At 60.5% G+C, this 22,269-nt stretch carries 10 protein-coding genes; 7 read left to right on the top strand and 3 right to left on the bottom strand.

All coding sequences use genetic code 11. From position 1 onward, the window contains the following. Positions 1-545: 545 nt before the first annotated feature. The 5 genes from GNP00_RS23270 (at position 546) to GNP00_RS03815 (ending at position 16,535) form a co-directional block, all read left to right on the top strand. Positions 546-9,398: a peroxidase family protein gene (locus GNP00_RS23270; RefSeq protein ID WP_011580134.1), complete on the top strand. Its 8,853-nt coding sequence runs from the start codon at positions 546-548 to the stop codon at positions 9,396-9,398. 62 nt (positions 9,399-9,460) lie between these two features. Continuing rightward, positions 9,461-11,239 (top strand): type I secretion system permease/ATPase, encoded by a 1,779-nt coding sequence (locus GNP00_RS03830; RefSeq protein WP_011580135.1) that lies wholly within the window; start codon positions 9,461-9,463, stop codon positions 11,237-11,239. Further along, complete coding sequence (locus tag GNP00_RS03825) at positions 11,236-13,623, top strand: calcium-binding protein (RefSeq protein WP_011580136.1); 2,388 nt, start codon at positions 11,236-11,238, stop codon at positions 13,621-13,623. The genes GNP00_RS03830 and GNP00_RS03825 overlap by 4 nt, the downstream gene beginning before the upstream one ends. 10 nt (positions 13,624-13,633) lie before the next feature. Next, positions 13,634-14,935 carry an HlyD family type I secretion periplasmic adaptor subunit gene (locus GNP00_RS03820; protein ID WP_011580137.1) on the top strand — a complete coding sequence of 434 codons (1,302 nt, stop codon included), beginning with the start codon at positions 13,634-13,636 and terminating at the stop codon, positions 14,933-14,935. A 115-nt stretch (positions 14,936-15,050) separates the two neighbouring features. Further along, positions 15,051-16,535 (top strand): sensor histidine kinase, encoded by a 1,485-nt coding sequence (locus tag GNP00_RS03815; RefSeq protein WP_011580138.1) that lies wholly within the window; start codon positions 15,051-15,053, stop codon positions 16,533-16,535. Between the two features lie 8 nt (positions 16,536-16,543). Here the strand turns inward: GNP00_RS03815 and GNP00_RS03810 are convergent, their stop codons facing one another. Beyond that, positions 16,544-17,242, bottom strand: coding sequence for a response regulator (locus tag GNP00_RS03810; protein ID WP_246259209.1), 699 nt, complete (start codon positions 17,240-17,242; stop codon positions 16,544-16,546). A 163-nt stretch (positions 17,243-17,405) separates the two neighbouring features. Then, entirely contained in the window at positions 17,406-18,323 is a 918-nt protein-coding gene (locus tag GNP00_RS03805) for a LysR family transcriptional regulator (protein WP_011580141.1), read from the bottom strand. 119 nt (positions 18,324-18,442) lie between these two features. On the opposite strand from GNP00_RS03805, the gene GNP00_RS03800 reads away from it, so the two are divergent. Beyond that, entirely contained in the window at positions 18,443-19,315 is an 873-nt protein-coding gene (locus GNP00_RS03800; RefSeq protein ID WP_011580142.1) for a polysaccharide deacetylase family protein, read from the top strand. A 46-nt stretch (positions 19,316-19,361) separates the two neighbouring features. Next, on the top strand, positions 19,362-20,252 hold the full coding sequence (locus GNP00_RS03795; RefSeq protein WP_011580143.1) for a helix-turn-helix transcriptional regulator: 891 nt from the start codon (positions 19,362-19,364) through the stop codon (positions 20,250-20,252). 7 nt (positions 20,253-20,259) lie between these two features. On the opposite strand, the gene GNP00_RS03790 is transcribed toward GNP00_RS03795, so the two are convergent. After that, positions 20,260-22,044: a thiamine pyrophosphate-binding protein gene (locus tag GNP00_RS03790; protein ID WP_011580144.1), complete on the bottom strand. Its 1,785-nt coding sequence runs from the start codon at positions 22,042-22,044 to the stop codon at positions 20,260-20,262. Positions 22,045-22,269: the final 225 nt, after the last annotated feature.

Below are 22,269 nucleotides of genomic sequence, written 5' to 3'. Positions count from 1 at the left end.
CGGATCTGGAATTGCCAAAGTCAGAACGGCAAGGCGTCCAGCAAGGCGCGCCGGGTGACGGCGATTACCTTGCGCCGATCGGAGGATTCGGAAAATCGTCCAGAAGCGCTTGCGCGAAATGCCTCACCGTGAGGCCGGATGAGGTCTGGGTCGACGGGCCAGGCGGGTCAACGGCGCTGAGCTCATATAACCGCCGCCGCGGCTGATAAGCCCGGGGTTCCCATACCGACCATTTACTTGAATCCCAGCCTGCGGCCCCGCTGTCCATTTTCGACCAATGGCCAACGATGCGTTGGTCCTTGGTCCGAAGCTGCGTTGGACATTGGTACGCAATTTCGACCGACCATCTGCCCTACCGGTTGGACGGACCATGCTGGATGCTTCCACGTGCAGACTGATGCGTTCCGGCAGGAGAGCAAGTGAGGCTTCTTCCCGGGACGCAGCGACAGTCTGGAGAGATTCGTTGCTGCGGGTAATGCCCGCGGCCGGTTTGGCAGCTCCGAACGAGTTGCGAAGACCGTCGAAACGGTACTGTGGAGGGTGTCATGGCTGTCAAGCTCAACAAGCACGACCTGGAATTCATTCTGAAGCAGATCAAGATCGCCGAGGCACATACCGCCGGCACGCCGCTGACCGACATGATCGTCCAGCCGCACCTGCCCTACGGCCTGCGCACCGTCGACGGCAGTTACAACAATATTCTGCCGGGTCGCGAACTCTGGGGTGCAGCCGACCAGACCATGCCGCGCATGTTCGATCCGTACTGGCGCGATGAGCAAGATGGCGACGAGATGCCGTTCGGACCTCCCGGAGCGCCGGTCGTGGACAACACGAACTACGGCGTTGATGGCGAACAGAATGCGCCCGGCGACATGACGAACGGCGGTCACAGCGGCAGCGTAGCCGATGCCGATCCACGCATTATTTCCAACCTGATCGTTGATCAGACACCTGCCAACCCTGCAGCAATCATCGCGGGACTCCGTCACGCCGGTTTCGAGGGCACGGCGGACGAATTAACGCAGGCCGTGGCGGCTATCTCCGGCCCCTACGCGGTGATCCGAACGGCCGAGATCGCCTATCACCGCGTGGAGTCTTGGCAAAATACGATCCAGAACCTGACCGACGCTATCGCGGCGCTCGACCCGGAAGCCGAGGACTATGCCGCGCAACTGGCGCAACTCAACGGCGCTCGGGACGGAGCCACCGCTGCGCTGGAAATAGCCGAGGGACAGGCAGCGCTCTTTACCCCTGAATTGGTCGCAGCCCAACAAGGGCTGCTGGATACTGCAGCCGCTACCTACGGCCTCGAATTCGAGATGGATGGAAAGACCATCAAGCTACCGAATGTCGCGCCTGATGAAGGCTTGTCCGCGCCATTCAACGGCTGGATGACCTTCTTCGGCCAGTTCTTCGATCACGGCCTCGACCTCATCAGCAAGGGCGGCAACGGCACCATCTATGTACCGCTGGAGCCAGACGATCCGCTCTACGTTCCCGGCGGCCACGCCAATTTCATGGTGCTGACCCGGGCCACGCAGTTCGACGGTCCGGGCCCGGACGGCGTGCTCGGCACCGCCGACGATACCAGCCGCGAACAGATCAACACGACGACCCCATTCGTTGACCAGAACCAGACCTACACCTCGCATCCCTCACATCAGGTTTTCCTACGCGAATATGCCATGGTCGACGGCAAGCCGCTGGCAACCGGACACATGCTCGACGGAGCAAATGGTGGCCTGCCGACCTGGGCAGACATCAAGGCACAGGCGAAAAACCTGCTTGGCATCGAACTTACCGACCGGGACGTCTTCAACATCCCACTCATCCGCACCGATCTCTATGGTGAGTTCATCCGCGACGAGAACGGCTTTCCCCAAGTGATCGTCGGTATCGGGCCTGACGGTATCCCGAACACCGACGATGACATCGTCATGAGCGGCACGCCGGATGCGCCACTCAAGCTCAATCCAGCCGACGGCGGCACGGAGCCTGTGCGCACCTCTCACGCCTTCCTGGACGATATTGCCCACAACGCCGTCCCGGTGCTCGACACTCAAGGCTTTCTGCGGCCGGACGGCGTAGATCTGCCGGTGGATCCCGCCGGCAACGCCGTCCAGTTCGACCCACTGACGGGACACAATCTCGAATACGACAACGAGCTCCTCGACCGGCACTTCATCACCGGTGACGGACGTGGCAACGAGAACGTCGGCCTCACTGCCGTCCACCACGTCTTCCACTCCGAGCACAATCGGCAGGTCGAGGCGCAAAAGCTCGAAATATTGAAGTCGAAAGATCTGGCCTTCATCAACGAATGGCTGCTGACGGATCTGGCGAGCGTTGATGATATCCCAGCCGGCGGGGCGGCTCTTGCCAACTATGCGGCCACGCTCACCTGGGACGGCGAACGGTTGTTCCAATCGGCGCGCTTCGCGACCGAGATGCAGTATCAGCACCTCGTCTTCGAAGAGTTCGGCCGCAAGGTGCAGCCGCTGATAGACCTGTTTATATTCAATACGATCACCGACATCGACCCGGCGATCTTCTCCGAATTCGCAAATGTCGTCTATCGCTTCGGCCATTCGATGCTCACCGAAGACATCGGCCGCATGTTCCTTAACGATGCCGGGGAGCCGGTTACCTATTCCCGCGACGACGAAGGCAACCTCATCGAGACGGTGGTTACCGATCTGACGGCTTGGGGCGATGACATCGGGCTCATCGAAGCCTTTTTGAACCCGATCGAGTTCGACCAGAATGGTCAGATTTCTCATGAGCAGGCCGCAGGCGCGATCTTCCGCGGCATGACGCTCGTCCACGGCAACGAGATCGATGAATTCGTCGTAGACGCCCTGCGGAACAACCTGCTCGGCCTACCGCTCGACCTGGCCGCGATCAACATTGCTCGAGGGCGTGATACCGGTATGCCGACGCTCAATCAGGCGCGGACGCAACTCTATGAGGCGAGCAACTCGACCTTTGTGAAGCCATATGCAAACTGGACGGATTTCGCTGCCAATCTCAAAACTCCGGCCTCGATCATCAACTTCATCGCTGCCTACGGCACGCATGATCTGATCCTGGCTGCCGAAGACGACGTGGCGGCAAGACGAGCCGCCGCCACCCTGATCGTGCTCGGAGGGCAGGACGCGCCCGCGGATCGTCTGGAATTCCTGAATGGTACCGGCGCATGGAGCGGTGTCGAAACCGGCCTGAATCTGGTCGACCTGTGGATCGGCGGCCTCGCCGAGAAGAAAATGCCGTTCGGCGGCATGCTCGGCTCGACGTTCAACGCCGTGTTCGAAGCCCAGCTTGAGATGCTGCAGGATCTGGACCGGTTCTATTACCTCACCCGGACACAGGGCCTCAACCTGCTGAACGAACTGGAAAACAACGCGTTTTCAAAGCTGGTCATGGCCAATACGGACATGACGCTGCCGGGGCCGGATGGTGTCCGTGGCACTGAGGATGACATCGTCAACTATCATGTTGGCGTCGATTCCTTCGCCAAGCACGATCTGGTGTTGCACGTCGATCCGGACAAGCAGATCGGTGACGACCCGACGCATGAGGATCCGGCGCTCAACGCGGTCGGACTGACCAAGGTGCAGCGTGACGACCTCACCACCACCGGTCCCGATGAGAACTACATCCGCTTCCTCGGCGGCGAACACGTCGTCATCGGAGGCACCGAGGGAGACGACACGATCATCTCCGACTTCGGCGACGATGCTCTTTGGGGCGGCGGCGGAAACGATCGCATCGAAGGCGGTGCCGGCGTGGACCTCATCATCGGCGGCTCGGGCGACGACATTATCACCGACTCCGGCGACACCGGCGACTTCATCAAGGGCGAGGATGGCGATGATGTCATCGCCAATGCCAACGGGCTCGATGTGCTGATGGGCGGCGATGGCAAGGACGTGTTTCTGGTCGGCGTCGATGCCACGGAGGTCTTCGCTGGCGAGGGTGACGATTTCGTTCTCGGTGGCGCGGATGCCGACTTTATTCTCGGCAATGAAGGCGATGACTGGATCGAAGGCGGCGACGGTTTCGACGTCCTGAACGGCGACAACTCCGAACTGTTCTTCAACTCCACCATCAAGGGCCATGACGTTCTCTTCGCCGGCGAGAACGAGAACGATTTCGATGCCGAATCCGGCGATGACATCATGGTCCAGGGTGAAAGCGTCATGCGCAATGAAGGCATGTTCGGCTTCGACTGGGCCATCCACAAGGGCAATCGGGTGGCCGCCGACTCGGATATGCGCATCCCCATCTTCACCAATGTCGCCGACGACATCCTGCGCGACCGTTTCGACCAGACTGAAGGCCTTTCGGGCTGGAAGCATAACGACATCTTGCGTGGCGACGACCGTGGCAGCACCGAGGAGATCGAGGTTGAGCTCGGCATGGTCAATCATGAGCTCACCCAGGCAGGCGTCGACCGCATAGACGGGTTGCGCGAGCTGCTAGGCAATTTGGTCGCCGAGATCCCCGAGGGCTTCAACGGCGACCTGGAAAGCCTCGTTGCGTTCGCCGGCGGCAACATCCTGATCGGCGGCGACGGCCACGATGTTATCGAAGGCCGTGGCGGCGACGACTTCATCCATGGCGACGCCTGGCTCAATGTGCGCATTCGTCTCACCGATATCGGCGCTGCGAACACGGCGGAGAACGAGATCGCAACGGTTGACAGCCTGAAGCATGTCTTCACAGCGGAGGATGCAGCGCATCCGTCCTGGGTGGGCAAGGCGCTTTCCGAATTGCTGCTGGCGGGCACGATCAAGCCAAGCCAGATGCACATCGTGCGCGAGATCAAGTACGACGAAGATCCGACCGGCGATGTCGATACCGCTGTCTTCGCGGGAAATATGAGCTGGTACGAGATCACTGAACTGGACGGCGGCATCATAAAGGTGGCGCGGCGCGAGATGGAGGAGGTCGATCCACAGATCGACGAAGGCACCGATACGCTGGTGGGCATAGAGCGCATCCAGTTCGCCGATCAGATCTACACTGTCCGGGAGACCGGCAATGCCGACCCAACCGGCCGGCTGACCATCAGTGGCTATCCTGCGACGGAGAGCAACCCGCTCACCGTTTCGGCGGACCAGATCCGCGATATGAACAATCCCAACGGCGTCGTGAACAACATCACGTATCGCTGGCAGATCGAGCGCAATGACGGCACCGGCGACTATATCGATATTCCCAATGTCTCCGGTACGACCTTCGTTCCGGACGACGAGCATGTCGGCCTGCGCATCCGTGTCATAGGCACTTACATCGACGGCGGCGGCGTAATCGAGACGGTAACCTCGGCCGCGACCGACCCCGTCATCGGGGTCAACGACGAACCCGTCGGTCCGCTGCTGATCAGCGACATGACGCCCACGGAAGGTCAGGAGCTGACTGCCACCGTCGCATTCACCGATCCCGATGGAATGACCGACGCATTCGAGGAGCTCTTGCTGACCTATCAATGGGAATACTCCACGAATGGGATCACCTGGACCCCTGCCGAAGGTGCCAATAGCCGTACCTTCGTACCGGGACAGGAGCATGTCGGAGCCGCATTGCGGGTCGTCGTGACATACACCGACGATGCCGCAAACGTTCATGTTGTCGCCTCTGCGGTGACCACCATCGTTGGCAACAGCGTCAGTTCCAACGAAGCGGTCATCACGGGGGATGCCAAGCCCCTTAACGTCGGCGACAATCTGGTCCAGGCCGGAGACGGAGACAACTCGATCACCGGCCTCGGCGGGAATGATGTCATAAATGGCGGCGGTGGCAGCGATACGCTGAACGGCGGCGCTGGCATGGACACGCTCAAGGGCGGTGCCGGAGCCGACATCGTGAATGGCCAGGCCGGCGACGACACGATCATCTATGGCAGCCTGGACGGCGCCGATATGATCGACGGCGGTGCTGACCACGACACGCTGCGCATCGTCGAATCCGCCGGCGGCGGCAATGACACCGTCCAGATCGGGCTCGACGGCGCGGGTATCATCACCGACGTCAACGGTGCGTCGGTTGCGGGTATCGAAAGTGCCCAGTTGGATCTCGGCAACGGGACCGACACGCTGAGCTATGCCACGCCGAACGCCGTGACGGTCAATCTTCTGGCCGGAACCGCAACGGGCTTCTCCTATATTCGAAACGTAGAGAACGTCGTCAGCGGCGATGGAAACGACACGCTGCTCGGCAATCTTGCCGACAACCTATTGGACGGCGCAGGTGGCGATGACACCATCCGCGGTGGCTTTGGCAATGATACGCTCATCGGCAGGGCCGGCAATGATCTGCTCTATGGCGAGGCGGGCGACGATACGCTGCGCGGCGGGGATGGCGACGATCGCCTTGATGGTGGCCAAGGGGTGGATACGGTCAGCTATGCCGATGCTTCAGCGGCCGTCACGGTCACTCTCGGCTCACAGTCGCCGCAAGATACCGTCGGCGCCGGCAACGACATGCTGGTCAGCATCGAGAATCTGACCGGCAGTGCTTTCAACGACACGCTAACCGGCAATTCCGGCGCTAACGTCATTGACGGCGGCAGTGGCCAGGATGCCATGGCGGGCGGCGGCGGCGACGACACGTATCTCGTCGATGATGCCGGTGACTCGGTGCTCGAAGACGAAGCGGGAGGAACCGACACCGTCAGGTCTTCCCTCGCGGCATACATGCTCGCCGAGAACGTCGAAAACCTGGTGCTTGCCGCTGGAGCGACTGATGGTACCGGCAATGCGCTCGATAACCGCCTGACGGGCAATTCCGGCGACAATGTGCTGGATGGCGGTGCCGGTGTCGATACGGTGGTCCTGGATGGCGAGGTCTCCGACTACGACTTCGTCTACGCTGGCGCCAACACCATCGTCACCAGCCCCGCCGGCGGCAGCGACACTCTCGTCAACATTGAGAATGTCGAGATCGGCGGCGTCGTTTACAACATGGTGCGTGGCACCAATGCCGCAAATGGCATTGGAGGGCCCGTTGTCGGCACCGATGCGGCAGACCTGGTTCTTGGTTTCAATGGAGCCGATTCACTGCTCGGCGGCGGAGGTGACGACTTGCTCGTCGGCGGCGCGGGAAACGACGTCATGGCAGGTGGCGCTGGCAACGACACCTATCTCGTAAACAATGGGGGCGATGTGGTTTCGGAGGACCCCCTGGCCATTCCCGGCAGTGGTGGCATCGACACCATCATCTCCAGCGTCACCAGGAACCTCAACAATACCGCGCAGGTCGTAGGCGACGTCGAGAACCTGATCCTGACGGGGTCCGGCAATATAAATGGCCTGGGCAACGGCCTCGACAACATCATATCCGGCAACTCTGGGAACAACATCCTGACTGGTGCCGGTGGTGCTGACACGCTGATCGGCAATGCGGGGGATGACGACCTTCGCGGCGGCGCCAATGATGATATCCTCGAAGGCGGCGCCGGTTCTGACCTGCTGAACGGTCAGGGCGGCATCGACATTGCGATCTTTGCGGGATCTGCCGGAGATTACAGCTTCAGCCTCGGCGCAAACGGGCTGGCGACCGTCACTGACCTGGTGGGTGACGGCGGCACCGATACGCTGACGAGCATCGAGCGGCTGCGTTTCGGCGACGGCCCAGTGCTGGACATCGCCAGCATTGCTAACGGCATTCCGGATGGCCCTGCGATAATCTTCGGCAGCGAAGGCAACGACACGATCATCGGCGGCCCGGGTGAGGACGTCATCATCGGCGGCCCTGGCAACGATACTCTCAACGGCAGCGACGTCGGCGATGGCGACGACAACACGACGCCGGGAACCCAGGACGATGACACTTTCATCTGGAATGTCGGCGATGGGTTCGACACCATCAACGGTGGCATGGAAGGTCCGAATGGCGACGTGTTCCAGATCATCGGGAACGCCGAATCCGAAACCTACCGCATCTACACCTATGACGAAGCGGTCGCTCGAATAGGCTTTGCCGGGAGCGACGAGACCGAGATCATCGTGACCCGGGAGGGTGAGGACGGGGTCGAAACGACGATTGCTGAACTCACCGAAATCGAAGAGATCATCGTTAACGGCGCGAACGTCGCTGGCAATGGCGCGAGCGCAGGCGACGCGTTCGAGATTTACGGCAATTTCGACGCAACCAACCTGCGTCCCAACACGATCACGATCCGTGGCACAAGCGGCGACGATACCGTGGACATCTCCTCGCTCCAGTCGGCGCATCGCATCGTGTTCCGGTCAAAGGGCGGTGACGATACCATCGTTGGAACGCTGCGCCCGCAGGACGTGGTGGAACTTCCCGATGGCACGACTCTCGACGATTACGATTTGGTCCAGAACGTCAACGGCACGATAACGCTCTCGGGGGAGAGCCACTCCGTCACGTTCTACAGCACGGGCGGGCTGCCTCAATTCAGCTCTGGTGACGATGACGGTGCACATGATGACGATGAGGACGACGATGCACCGCCGTCCGGAAACGACGACGGCGATGATGACGACGGACATGGCTCATGCGACGACGGTGACGAAGCCGGCGATCCAGCGCCTAATCCGATCGGAGCATCTGTAATCCTGGGCACCGAGCAGGCGGATGCGCTGACGGGTACGGCTGATGGCGAGACGATCATGGGTCTTGGCGGTCGTGACGTGGTTTTCGCAGGTTCTGGCGATGACAATGTGATGGGCGGCAGTGGAGCCGACATGCTCTACGGCGATGCGGGCAATGACCGTATCCTGGCAGGTGCGGGCGGCGATCTCGTCACCGGCGGAGCAGGAAATGACACGGTTTTCGGCCAAGGCGGCGACGACATGATCGTGGCGCAAGCCGATGATGGCGACGACGTCTACTACGGCGACGGCATGAGCGGCGGTTCAGGCAACGACACGCTCGACATGTCGGCGATCGGCGCGAACATCACCGCTGATCTGGGCACCGGCTTCATGGGGCGCGGCAGCGTGTCGAGCGCGGCGTCTGGAAGCGATACCATCTGGGGAGTCGAGAATATCGTCACCGGCTCGGGCAATGACACTATCACGGGCAGTAACGCCGCCAACGTGATGGATGGCGGGACAGGCAACGACACGTTCCGCTTCCTGTCCGCAGCCGCCGCCGACGGAGATACGATCATCGGCTTCCAGCCCGGTGACAAGATCGATCTCAGCGGCATGGATGCAAACTGGTGCGAGTCGGGCAATCAGAGCTTCACATTGGTCTCCGACGCCTTCACCGGTGCCAAAGGTGAGCTGCTTGTCACCCACGAAACCCAAGACGGCGAAAGTTACACGGTCGTCCAGGGCAACATCTCGGGTGGAAGCGATGCCGATTTCAAATTCAGCATCAAGGGATCGCACGACCTCACCGCGAGCGATTTCAACCTATAGCGCGAGAGCAGAGGGGCCGGGTACCCGGCCCCTCAATTCACTCCCATGTCGGATGAACTGCCATGCGTTCCAAAGATCAATCGACGGCAACAACGAGACGCAAAAGCGCCGAGAAGCTCACCAGCGGCTTTCGAGCCGTCTGCGTTTTTCTGTTTGGGATGTCCGGCATCATCAACATCCTCGCGCTTACCGGCGCATTCTACATGCTTCAGATCTACGACAGGGCCTTGGCAAGCGGCAGCGTGCCGACTCTGTTGGCGATTTCCGCGCTCGCCCTCGGCCTCTACACTTTCCAGGGTTTGTTTGACGTCCTCCGCTCGCAAATTCTTGTGAGGATGGGCGCACGGCTCGATCAGAGAATCGCGCCACTAGCGCATCAGGTCGCGGTCGATATGCCGCGTTTCGGCTTTTCGACGGCGGAATCGCTAGAACGTGGACGCGATGTGGATACGGTAAGGGGGTTCCTCGGCAGCCAAGGCCCGATGGCCTTGTTCGACCTGCCCTGGATGCCGCTGTTCCTGGCTTTCGTCTACATCCTGCATCCGTTGCTCGGCGCCCTTACGATCGCCGGCGCGTTTATCCTGACCACCCTCACACTCATAACCGAATTGATGACGCGTCGGCTGGCCAGCGCCACCCACAGCGCTGTGGTGTCGCGTAACGCGATCGCCGACTCCAACGCGCGCAATGCCGAAATCCTGAAGGCAATGGGCTTTGCCCGGCGAGCCGTCGAGCGGTTCAACCGTGCCAATGAGGAGCACCTTGAGCTTCAGACGCGGACTAACGACATCAGCGGAACCCTCGGCGCCATCTCACGCGTGCTGCGCATGATCCTTCAGTCTGCGGTGCTCGGGCTGGGCGCTCTCCTGACCATGAATGGCGAGTTGTCGGCCGGGGCAATCATCGCCGCTTCCGTGGCCTCGGCGAGAGCATTGGCGCCGATCGACCTCGCCATCGCCAACTGGAAGAACGTCGTCTCGGCAAGATCGGCCTTCCAGCGCCTGAAGGAAACGGTAGTGGCGCTTGCGTCGGGCGATGAGCCGATGCAGCTCCCAGCGCCCCGGAACTCCCTCAAGGTAGAGAACATCACCGTTGCCGCGCCCGGATCGGGCCGGGTCCTCCTGAGCGATGTCAGCTTCGAGTTGAAGGCTGGCCAAGCGCTGGGTGTCATCGGGCCGAGCGGCGGCGGCAAGACAACGCTTGCGCGGGCGCTTACCGGCATCTGGCCGGTCCTGCGCGGAAGTGTGCGTCTTGACGATGCTGAACTGACGCAGTGGAACGACGAAAAGCTGGGAGCTTTCATCGGTTACCTGCCGCAGGAGGTTGCCTTGCTGGACGCCTCCATCGAAGAGAATATATCCCGGTTCCAGGAAGAACCGGATGCCCGCGCCATCGTCGAAGCGGGGAGAGCGGCAAGCGTCCACGAGATGATCGTGCGGCTTCCGGACGGCTACAGGACCGGGCTGGGCCCGCTCGGCGTGTCTCTTTCCGGCGGTCAGCGGCAGCGTATCGGACTAGCCCGCGCGCTATACGGCAAACCGTTCCTGGTCGTCCTGGATGAACCCAATTCAAATCTCGACGGCGAGGGCGAGGCTGCGCTGACGGCCGCAATCGAGGGCGTAAAGGCCCGCGGGGGGATCGCCGTCGTCATAGCACATCGGCCTAGCGCACTTGCAGCCGTGGATCTCGTTGCGGTCGTGCAGAACGGGCGCCTTACAGGTTTCGGGCCGAAGCATGACATCCTTTCCGGCGTTTCCAGACGCGAGGCCGTTGCAGCCGATGGTTCGTCTGACACGAACGACAAGAAGGAGCGCGCTGTATCGGCGCGGGTGTTGGCATGATTATCGGGGTGAAGGGAACAAGGCAAAAGGATCGGCAGGGCGATCCGGCCACACGCTACGAAACGAAGAACCAGGATCAAAAGTCGAATACACCTTACCTGGTCGGACTGTTTCTTGCTGGCATCGCGCTTTACCTGAAATCAATGATGCCGCTTCTCTCCCGGCCGGAAAAGGAAGGCACGGAATCTGCAAAGGAGCCGGTCGGGCCAACCGAACAGCAGCCGGACCTGGTAGCTGAGTCGGAGCCCGAGCAGGCCCCGGTGAGCGAAGATGAAGATGAAGCCTTGCCGGATAAGCTCCCTCTGGGATCTGGAGAGCAACTGGCCGATTTCATACCTCCGGCGCAGTTCATGCAGATCGAAAGCTCGGCCATCGAGTTCGTCGCCTTCAGAACGCCGCGTGAATGGAATGGATTTTTCGCGCCACCGCCTGTTTCGCTGGCGGCGAACGACAACAGGGCTGCGCCGCCGGGCGGAGTTGCCCCCGCCGAGAACGACATTGGCCGGGAGCAACCCGGCGCCGAGACGCCTGAGCCGGGTGATCCGGATCACCAGCATCCTCACGACAACGACGACGACGATGATGATGATGATGAGCACGAAGGCGAGGATGGAGAAACCGACGTCGATGACGGGGATGACACCTCCCAAAACCGAGCGCCTCGTTTGGCAGGGCCTGTCTACCTCAACGACATATCCGGTTGTGCCGTGCTGGCGATTGCCATGGGCGAACTCCTGCGCAATGCGCAAGATCCTGACGGCGACGCTCTCTCTGTTAAAAATCTGACCGTGTCTTCAGGGATGTTGGTCCAAGCCGACGAAGGCTGGCTTTACCGCGGCTGGCCGACAACGGAAGGCTTGGTCACCGTCAGATATCAAGTGACGGATGGCGAGTTTTCCGTCGACCAGGTGGCATATTTCTCCGTGAGCAAATCCTTCATCGAAGGGTCTCCGGCTGATGATCTCATTCTCGGAACGCCCTGTGCTGACGAAATCGACGCCGGTTGCGGCGACGACAATATCGATTCCCGCGGCGGCGACGACCTCATCTCGGCGGGACCTGGCAACGACCACATCGTTGCGGGAGCCGGCGACGATGTCGTGCACGCTGGATCGGGCGATGACATCGTGTTCGGAGGAGCTGGAAATGATCATCTCGCCGGCGAAAGTGGGAACGACCGGCTCTACGGCCAGGATGGCGACGATTTCCTGTTCGGTGATGCCGGGGACGACACGCTGCATGGCGGCGCCGGACGAGACATCCTGCACGGTGACGATGGCCATGACAGCCTCAAAGGAGGCGAAGACGAAGATATCCTGCTTGCAGGTGCCGGCGATGATACGGCCGATGGGGGAGAAGGCGCGGACCTGCTGGATGGGGCCGAGGGGGACGACTGGCTGCAGGGCCGGGCAGGTGACGATGTCCTGCTGGATGGACCCGGAGCAGACAAGGTGGAAGGCGGTGACGGGAATGACCGGGTCGTTCCCACACATGACGGCACGGCCGACCGCTTTGACGGCGGCAAAGGGCACGACACTCTCGACTACGCATCAACCGAGGCCCGCGTTGCCGTGGATCTGGAAAGCGGTACGGCCAAGATCGGGGAATCCCCTGATGATCTTGTCTCATGCTTCGACGCCGTGGTGGGCGGTGCCGCAGACGACGAATTGAAAGGAAGCGCCGGGGGTGAGAAGCTCGATGGCGGGGCGGGTGACGACATACTCGATGGCAAGGGAGGCCAGGATACACTTCTGGGCGGGGCGGGCGATGATGTGATCGCCGATGGCTCGGGATCGGATGTGATCGATGCCGGCGACGGAAACGACAGGATTTCCGCCGCGGCTGACGGCGACGACGATCATTATGATGGGGCGGAAGGTTGCGACACGCTCGACTATTCGCAAACCAGCCAAGGTGTCACGGTGGACCTCAAGGAGGGACTCGCCTGCGGCGAGGAAACGGGTCGCGATACGATCGTCTCGATGGAAAACGTGATCGGCGGCACGGGCAACGATCATTTCATTGTCGACCACGCCTCCGCGTCTCTCACGGGGGGAGACGGGGAGGATGTTTTCGAGTTTTGTTATAGCCCTTCTTCCCCGCCCGCTGAGACATCTCATCTTATCTTCGATTTCACCGTCGGAGATCGGATACGGATGTCCAAATACGATCTGTTCAAGGAGGTCATGGACGAAGTCGCAGATCATTTCGAAGACATCTACGGCGAACAATCCGACGATGAGATACCGATAAGGTTCAGCCACGATTGGAACGATGAAATGGCGCGCACGATTGTGGAGGCCGACCTGAATGACGACGCGATTTGGGAAACCACGGTTTACCTTCAAGGCTATCACGTTCTGATGATAGTCGAGCAGGCGTAGGGGGGGGGATATGAGCAAGACCGAGACAAGTCACGCTTTCAAGATCGGCCCGCACATATTCATGGGATCCGTCCTGGCTTTTCTGCTCGTAGCCGGGGCAGGAGGGTGGGCTGCGACCGCCCAGCTTTCGGGCGCCGTTATCGCGCAGGGTTCGGTGGCGGTGGATCAGAGGTTGAAGGCGATACAGCACCGCGACGGCGGGATAGTCAGCGAGATAAACGTCAGGGAGGGCGATCTCGTTCGCGCGGGCCAGGTTCTCTTGCAGCTGGAGGATGCGCAGACGAAGGCGGAACTTTCCATCGTGCAGTCGCAACTGCTCGAACTTGCTGCGCGAAGAGCGCGACTTATCGCTGAGCGCGACGACCTGAAAGAGATCGAGTTTCCGCCCGAGCTCCAATTGCCGGGCGAGGAAACAGCCTCCATCGTAAGTGGCGAAACGCGCATTTTCGACGGCAATCGGCTCAATCGGCAGAGCCAGAAGAGCCAGTTAACGCTGGGCATTGAGCAGATCGGGGAAGAGATCAAGGGATTGGAGGCCCAGCGCACCGCCAAAAGTGCGGAGATCGTCCTGGTTGAAGAGGAATACGCAAAGATCAAGAGCCTTGCTGACAAAAAGCTGATCGAACGAAATCGGATATACACATCAGACAGGGAAAGGACGCGGCTTCGGGGAGAACGCGGGGAAGTCGATGCTGCAATAGCTCGGGCCAAGACACGGGCCAGCGAAATACGCCTTCAAATAATCGCTATAGACGAAAATGCACGAACCGAGGCGCAGCGCGAGCTCACAGCGGTGGAAACAAAGATCTCGGAGCTCAAGGATCGCCATATGGCGATCGCTGACCGGCTTTCCCGTACAGATATTCGGGCGCCTATCACCGGCATAGTCAACGAGCTCAATATCCATACGATAGGAGGCGTGATCACGCCCGCGGAGGTGCTGGTCACCATCGTGCCTCATAACGCGAAGCTCAACATCGAATTCAAGCTCAATCCCGCCAGTATCGACCAGGTGGATGTTGGCCGGCCAGCCCGGCTGCGCTTTCCCGCTTTCAACCAGCGCGTCACGCCCGAACTGAAGGGCGAGGTCACGCACGTTTCTCCGGCCACGGCCATCGATCCGGTGAGCGGTGAGGTCTATTATGCCGGTAAGATATCCGTATCGCCCGAAGAGCTTGCCAAGCTGGGTGAAAGTGCCCTCCTGCCCGGAATGCCGGTGGAAGTCTACGTCATGACGCAGGAACGCACCGCGCTTTCCTATCTGGTGAAGCCCGTCACCGATCAGTTCAACAAAGCGTTCAGAGAGAGGTAAGCGGTTCCAGCGTTTTAAGTCGTCGCTGAAGGGCTGCCTGCGCTTTTTCTCCGGCTATGCTAAATTGATCCTGCAGGTGCTGCCGAAGCCGTGCGCGGGAGGTCGCGAAGGCACAATGACAATTTTTAGCCGCAGGGGGAGGGTTGCTGATGGCGCGGAATTTCTGCGGACAGCTATCCGCGGCTGGCGGAAGAACCTGAGCCTTTCGAACCAGTTCCTTCTTGCCGCCGGCCTGGTTCTGTGCGTCTCAATGACCGTCCTCGGCACCTGGGTCAATCATCAGATTACCCGCAGCGTGCTTGCGACCTCCGGTTCGGGCGGGGTCGCATTTATGGAAGCCTTTATCGAGCCTGAGATCCAAGGCATACGCGCCGACGGTACGCTTCCTCCAGAGGCCCATTTGGCACTCGATGCGCTTTTGGTGGAAGCGCCGATCGGCAAGAGCATCGTTTCGGTCAAGCTCTGGAAGCCGGACGGTGCCGTGATCTACAGCAGCATGGCAAAGGACGTGATCGGCGACCACTTTGTCTCAACGGACGTGGCCAAAGCCGCATCGGGGAAGATCGTTTCGGAATTCGAGGATATGGTCAGCGCCGAAAGCGCGTATGAACAAAGCCTCAAAATGTCGCTTATCGAGGTGTATGCACCTCTTTATAGAACCGGAACGGAAGAGATAATCGCCGTCGGCGAGGTCTATGAGAATGGCGAGGCGCTTGCCGCTCAACTGCGGGTGAGCCGGGCGCAGACTTGGCTGGTCGTGTGCCTCACGACATTGCTCATGCTTTCGGTGCTCTATGGCATCGTCCGTCGCGGAAGCCATACCATCGCTGCCCAACGAGCTGAACTGCAACGGCAAATTGCGCAAGTCCGGCGAATGGCATCGCAAAATGAAGAACTTAGGATATTGGCCGAGAAAACTCGCCTGGATGCGAACGAAGCCAATGAGGAACTTATCGGCCGTATAGGCCTCGACATCCACGACGGTCCTATCCAGTTGCTCAGCCTTCTCATGCTGCGTCTGGGCAAGCTCAAGTCAGCCCGGCCGACCGAAAAGGACCGCGCCGCCATTCAGGAATTGACTGCTACCGTCATTCATGAACTGCGCACGCTGTCCACCGGACTTGTGCTTCCCGAAATACGCGATCTCTCCGTGGAAGAGACAATCATGCTGGCGGCCGAAAGGCACGAAAATCTGACGGGCACGAAGGTCGCGATAGAACTGCAGCGGCTGCCGGAGGCTCTGCCTTTGGCCATGAAAATCTGCATCTACAGGATTATTCAGGAATCGCTCAGCAACTCCTTCAAGCATGCAAGAGGCGTGGGACAGAAGGTCCGCGCTGCCTATTCCGATGATTCAATCGAGCTGACCATTTCGGATGCCGGCGGCGGCGTCGCCCCGGAGGAAATACAGAAACGGCAACCCACCAAACTGGGATTGCGAGGGATCCAGAACCGTGTGCAAGCCTTTGGCGGCGTGGCAGAGGTGCGATCGGCGAGTGTGGGCACCAGTGTCGAGGTGCGCCTTCCGCTTAGATCTCCAATGCGAAGGAGCGAAGCCGTTGAAGCCCCTGGTTCACCCGCTCAGGCCTCTCTCCTCTAGGCCGTATTTCAGTTTATGAAGGAATGATCCCGGGCGCTCGACATGCCTTCCGGGCGATAGCTTCCCAGCTCCTGGGCGGCCAGGACGACCTCGACCCGGTTACGCGCCTGCAACTTCTGCATCAGCAGGGACATATAATGCTTGACGGTTTTCTCGCTGATTTTCAGCTTCTGAGCGATCTCCTTGTTCGTACGGCCAAGCAGCAAAAGCCGAACGATCTGATCCTCGCGTACGCTCAAATTGACTTTTCTTGCCATTGATCCTTGCACCGCAACATTGCGAAGCGCAGCAATCACCTTGCTGGCAAAGCCAGGGGTGATGAATGTTTCCCCGGCGACAACGGCATCAATGGCCTGCAACAGTTCCTCGTCGCTGCTGCCTTTCAGCACATAGCCCGTTGCCCCGGCATCGAGCGCGCGTACAGCATGATCTATGGCGGCCGAAGCGGTGAAGGCGAGGATGCGGGTCGTCGGCGACGCTTCACGTATAACTCCGATCGCGTCGAATACGTCTCCGGGCATATTCAGATCGAGTATCAGAATTTGGGGCTGATCTCGATTCGCTATTTCGACGGCGTCCGACGAGTTTTTCCCGCTGGCTACCACCCTGTATTTGCCGGCCTCGGAGATTATACTTTGCAGACCCTCCAATAGGACAGGATGATCGTCCACGCAGGCTACTGATATTTGTTTCATGATTTTCCCCAACCCCTCTGTATTACAAAGAGAATAATGTTATCGGGGCGGCTCGTAAATTCCTGAATCAAGTTTAGTTGACGTGCATCGTTAGGATGCTCTACTCCTATAGTATATCAGTTAAGACGGAAGTAGTAGCGAAGACGAAAAACGGTTTAGGGTGCAATGCGATCATTCAGCTTTCGGTCGAAAACGTCTGTGAAGAATCGACCATCTTGCGGATGCCGTTCTTTACGATCTCTGCCAGCACCTGCACGCTGCGCGTCGCCTGCGTCTCCACATGGGAGACCAGGCACATGCGCCAGGCGATTTCAATATTTTGAAGCCGCTGCGCCGTGAGTTGTCCGGCTCTTACCTGGCGGAAGATCGCGCTATACGGGAGAATCGTATACCCTCCTCCTGCCTCAATCAGGGCCTTGGTGGTGATCAATCCGTCGACCTCCAGGGCCACATTGAGTTGCCGCCCAAGCCGAGACTGTTCCAATGCGAACCGCAGACCGTGCGGAGCCCTTGGCAGAATGATAGGCAATCCCTCCAGCTGAGTTTCTTCGTCTACCGGTGGCAGCCCCTCAGAGTCCTTGGGGGGGCCTACCAGGTACATCGATTCCGGTTCCAGGGGAGTGATGTCCAGGGCCTTGTGCTCGGATGGATTGTGCAGAATGCACAAGTTCAGCTCCTGATTGAGAAGCTGGTCGAGAACAAGGCTGCTGAAGCCTTCCACGAAGCGCAGCTTCATCTGGGGGTATCGCGCTGCGCATTCCCGCAGCAGGACCGGCGCTACGGCCTCGCATGTCGCTGGGCTGACCCCGACTGCGATGGTGCCGCTCAGTCCGGAGCCATAGGTCCGCACCTCCTCGACCGTGGCCGATGCTTGCCGCAGCAATGAATGAGCGCGCACGAGCAATCTTCGTCCGGCATCAGTGAGTTCCAGCCGCCGTCCTGTGCGCACGAACAGCTGGACACCAAGCTCCGCCTCCATCTTTGAGACCTGCCGGCTTAGGGCGGGCTGTGCAATACGCAGGTGCACCGCGGCTTGCGAGAAGCTCCGTGCTTCGGCGATATAAACGAAATAGCGCAACGAGCGAAGCTCCATGCATCCTCCCTCTACCTATGCCTCAAAAGCATAGTAGGAATACCTCTTATATCTTAGACGAATAGGGGCGCAAAAGCTACTTCTTCCCCTGCAAGGCAGGTCTCGAGGGGAGGAAATTTATGCGCGCTTACAGGGCATGGCCAAACGGCAAGAAGGTCGCCGTCTCGGTGACGGTGATGTTCGAAACATGGTCGGACGAAGCAGCACCAAACTACTCCGTCCAGGCGACGAGCCTCAAGTCCGGAACGGTCGACCATGCTGCCAAAGCCTGGTCCACTTATGGCGGGCGCGTCGGTGTGTGGAGGCTCAACAGGCTTCTGACGAAGCATGGCATTCGCGGAACCTTCTTCACCAATGGGCGCTGTGCGGAATTATATCCGGACGCCGTTCGCCAGCTGGTCGCCTCCGGGCATGACCTGGCAGCCCACTCCTACACTCACGATTCAATTCTTGCCTATATGAGCTTGGACGAACAACGTGAAATGATCCGGCGGAGCGTTGGCCTGCTGGAGGACTGCACCGGCAGGAAAGTGAAGGGTTGGGGCAGCCCAGCCGTCGCATTCACTCCAGAAACGGCAGGCTTCCTCGCACAGCAGGGGCTTTCGTGGACCTGCGACATCACCTATGTCGACCTGCCGATCCGAATTCGAACGGCATATGGGGATATTGCGGGCGTGCCGACTACCGATTTTTCGGATAACCGCGTTCTGAAGGCGAATACCTGGGACCTCGCCGACGTCTACAAGGGTATGATGAATTATCTGCGCGAGAACGAGCCGATGAGCATGCTCACCATGGTCATACACTGCCAGTTCGGTGGCCGGCCGCTGGTTTCCGCGGTAATCGACGAGATACTGAAATACTTCAAGAGCTTCGATGATGTCTGGTTCGCCACGCATGATGAGCTGGCACAGTGGGCCCTCGAAGCACAAGCCGACGAGTGCACCTATGCCGATCGGTATTTCAACGAGGAAGCGCGAGCACGCGCCTGATCCGCAATACCCGTGGTGAGGATGGTGCGGCGGATGGAGGCCCTGGATGAGGACCGTAGCGATGCGATTGGCTGCGGAGGGCATGCCCCTGCCGCACGCGGATACGCTTCTTGAAACCGTTGGCACTACGCATTTTCACGAAGCGTTTCTAAAGGCCGCACAGGCTGCTCTTGGCGCGTCCCACGTTGCCGCCTTCGCCGTAGATCCTGCCGGCGCGCCCGAGATTATCATGGTCGCTGAGGAAGAAGAGCCGACACTCGGCGCCTACGCAGCTTCGCGGCGGTACGTGGAACGCTACTGGCGGCACGACGCTTTGAGCGAGCTCAGCCTCGCCGATGCCGAGCTGTCGCGGGGAGTGCTCGTGCATACGGGCACAAGCATGTTCGCGCGACTAGCCCACCGGCGTGCCTGCTACTGCGAAACAGGCTGGTCGCGGAGCGGCGGGCGGCTTGTCGATCGCCTGTCGCTGCTGAAGCGCACCGGCCATGGCCTCGTGCGGATCGACTTTTACAGAACACGGGATCGCGGGGGGTTTACGCCGGCCGACATTGGGACGCTGCGCGAGCAAGGATGGTTCTTTGCTTCGCTTGTGGCCCGGCACCGCCTTGCCGCTGTTCCTGCCAGATGGACGGAAGCGCGACCGGCAATCCAGAATCTCATTGAGCGGATCGCGCCGGATATGCCCCGGCGCGAGGTGCAGGTTTGTGCCGGTATCATCTTCGGTCTGAGCTCGGAGGCAATCGCTCTTGAGATCGGCATCGGTCGCAACACTGTGATGACATACCGCAAGCGGGCCTATGCGCGGCTCAATATATCCAGCCAGCATGAATTGCTGCGTGCCGTCTATTCCGCCGCTGCCACGGTTGGCCCTGTGGCGGCAAACCGTCATGAGGCGCCCGCCCGTTGGGCCCTGCCGCTCGCCAGGGCGGCGGGGTAACGCAGAGTCACGCCGACTTGCGGCCGGCCAGCGAGCGGTTATCGTATTCCGGCCGAACGATGACATCGAGCACATAGCTTCCGCCTGCTTGAACGGCGGCGAATGCACGGCGGAGCGCTTCGGGCAGTTCCGCCGGATCTTCGATCGGACCGGCCGCGTCCAGTCCCTGGCCACGTGCCAGGAAGGCAAGATCAAGCGTGGCGCCTTCGAGGCGCTGTCCGATCGGAGCGTTCTCCTCCGGGCGTCCGCGATAGCGTGCGACATGCTTCTGGTGCTCTTCGTCATTGTAGTAGGATCGATTGTTGGCAATGATGACGAGAAGCGGAATGCGCTCGACCGCTGCAGTCCACAGCGCTGTCAGACCCATCATGTAGTCGCCGTCGCCGAGAATGGCGACGGGCAGCCGCTCGTTGCCCATGTCGCGCAGGGCGAGCGCGGCGCCGACGATCATTCCCGGGCCGGCTCCAATGCCGCCTCCCGCAGCGCGCCCCAGGAAATCGAGCGGATGCTCGATGGGGTTCGCATCGAGCGGCCATCCGATCGGCCGGCTCATTATGCTGAGGGGGAGGCCGGCGCTTGCGATACGAAACGCGCGCGCGAGGTCGGCGATGCCCATGCCGCCGCCCGGTCGCAGGCTATTGGCGGGTTCCCGGTCGGGTTCGGTGGGGCGCGCTGGTGGGAGTGGTCGACGCTCGCCCGCCGGCAAGATCCTGAGAAGGGCGCGTGTCGCAGCGGCGGGCGTGGTCGCGATCCACTGCGATGCGGGCGGCAAGCCCTGGTAATCGGCGCTCCAGCCACGATGCAGATGAAAATCATTGGAGATGGTTACGATGCGGGGCAGCGGACTTTCGGGATCGTAGAGCTGCTCCAGCGTGCCGGCGAGATCGATCCAATCGAGTGCGATGATCAGGTCGGCAGACTTCAATCGCCGGGCAATCTCGGGCTTGAGCCGCACGGTCGTCTCGCCGAGGTGCAGCGGGTGCGAGGTGGAGAAGCTTCCGGGATCCTTCACGTCCGTCAAGACGCGCGCACCGATGCGCTCGGCGAACTCCTGGCGCTTGTTCCAGTCTGAGAGGCTGCGCTCCATTCGCCCCGATAGGATCACGATGTCCCGAGCCTCCCGGATGGCGGTGGCGAGCACGGACAGCTCCTCGCGGCCCGGTTCGGCATCGGCTGGTCTCGCATAGGCGGAAAGATCGCGCTGGGGCGGCCACTGCCGCAGTTCCTCTTCCTGGATCGTGGCGTCGAGGTTGATGTAGACCGGCGCTGCCGGCGAAGTGGTCGACAGCATCATCCCACGACGGATCGATTCCACCGCGGCGGCGGGAGAGGCCGGCTGATCGTCCCATTTGGTATAGTCGCGGACCAGCGCGCCCTGATCCGCAGCCGTGTGAATCCAGTCGATCCATGGCCGGCGTTTGGCAGCATCGACAGGTCCCGTCGCTCCGATGATGAGCATCGGCACGCGCGCGCACCAGGCGTTGAAAATAGCCATGCTCGCATGCATGAGGCCAACCGTGCTGTGAACCGCGACCGCGAGCGGCCTTCCGGTGGCGGCGGCGTAGCCATGGGCAATGGCGGCGGCATGCTCCTCGTGAAGGCAGAGCACGATCTTCGGTCTTTCGTTGCCGAGATAGTTGACGAGACTATCGTGCAAGCCGCGGTAACTGGCGCCCGGATTGAGGCAGATATAGGGGAGCTCCTGCTCACGCAGTGCCGCCGCAATGACGTCGCTCCCGAAGATCGGCGCAGCAGTCTTTTCCCGTGGCTCCACCGTCTCATCCACCGTCATCCGTTCCCTCCTCTTAAGGTGCTCCTTGCGCGCAACCTATGCGGGGAGGAAGGCTCTTGTCTCAAAGCTACGGCGCATTCCTGCTATGCCGGGCAGGCATAAACTTGAGACCTCGCCAACGAATGCAGGGCAAAGCCACTCGCCACCGGGTGCGCAATGTCCCTCTGCGATGTGATTGTGGCGCCGGGGAAGACAACGCATCCTGCTGAAGATCGCTCGTTCAAC

The organism is Chelativorans multitrophicus (assembly GCF_011317445.1).
Classification (GTDB): domain Bacteria; phylum Pseudomonadota; class Alphaproteobacteria; order Rhizobiales; family Rhizobiaceae; genus Chelativorans; species Chelativorans multitrophicus.
The sequence above is the reverse complement of the archived record's forward strand: the minus strand, read 5'-3'. Positions and strand labels throughout refer to the sequence as shown.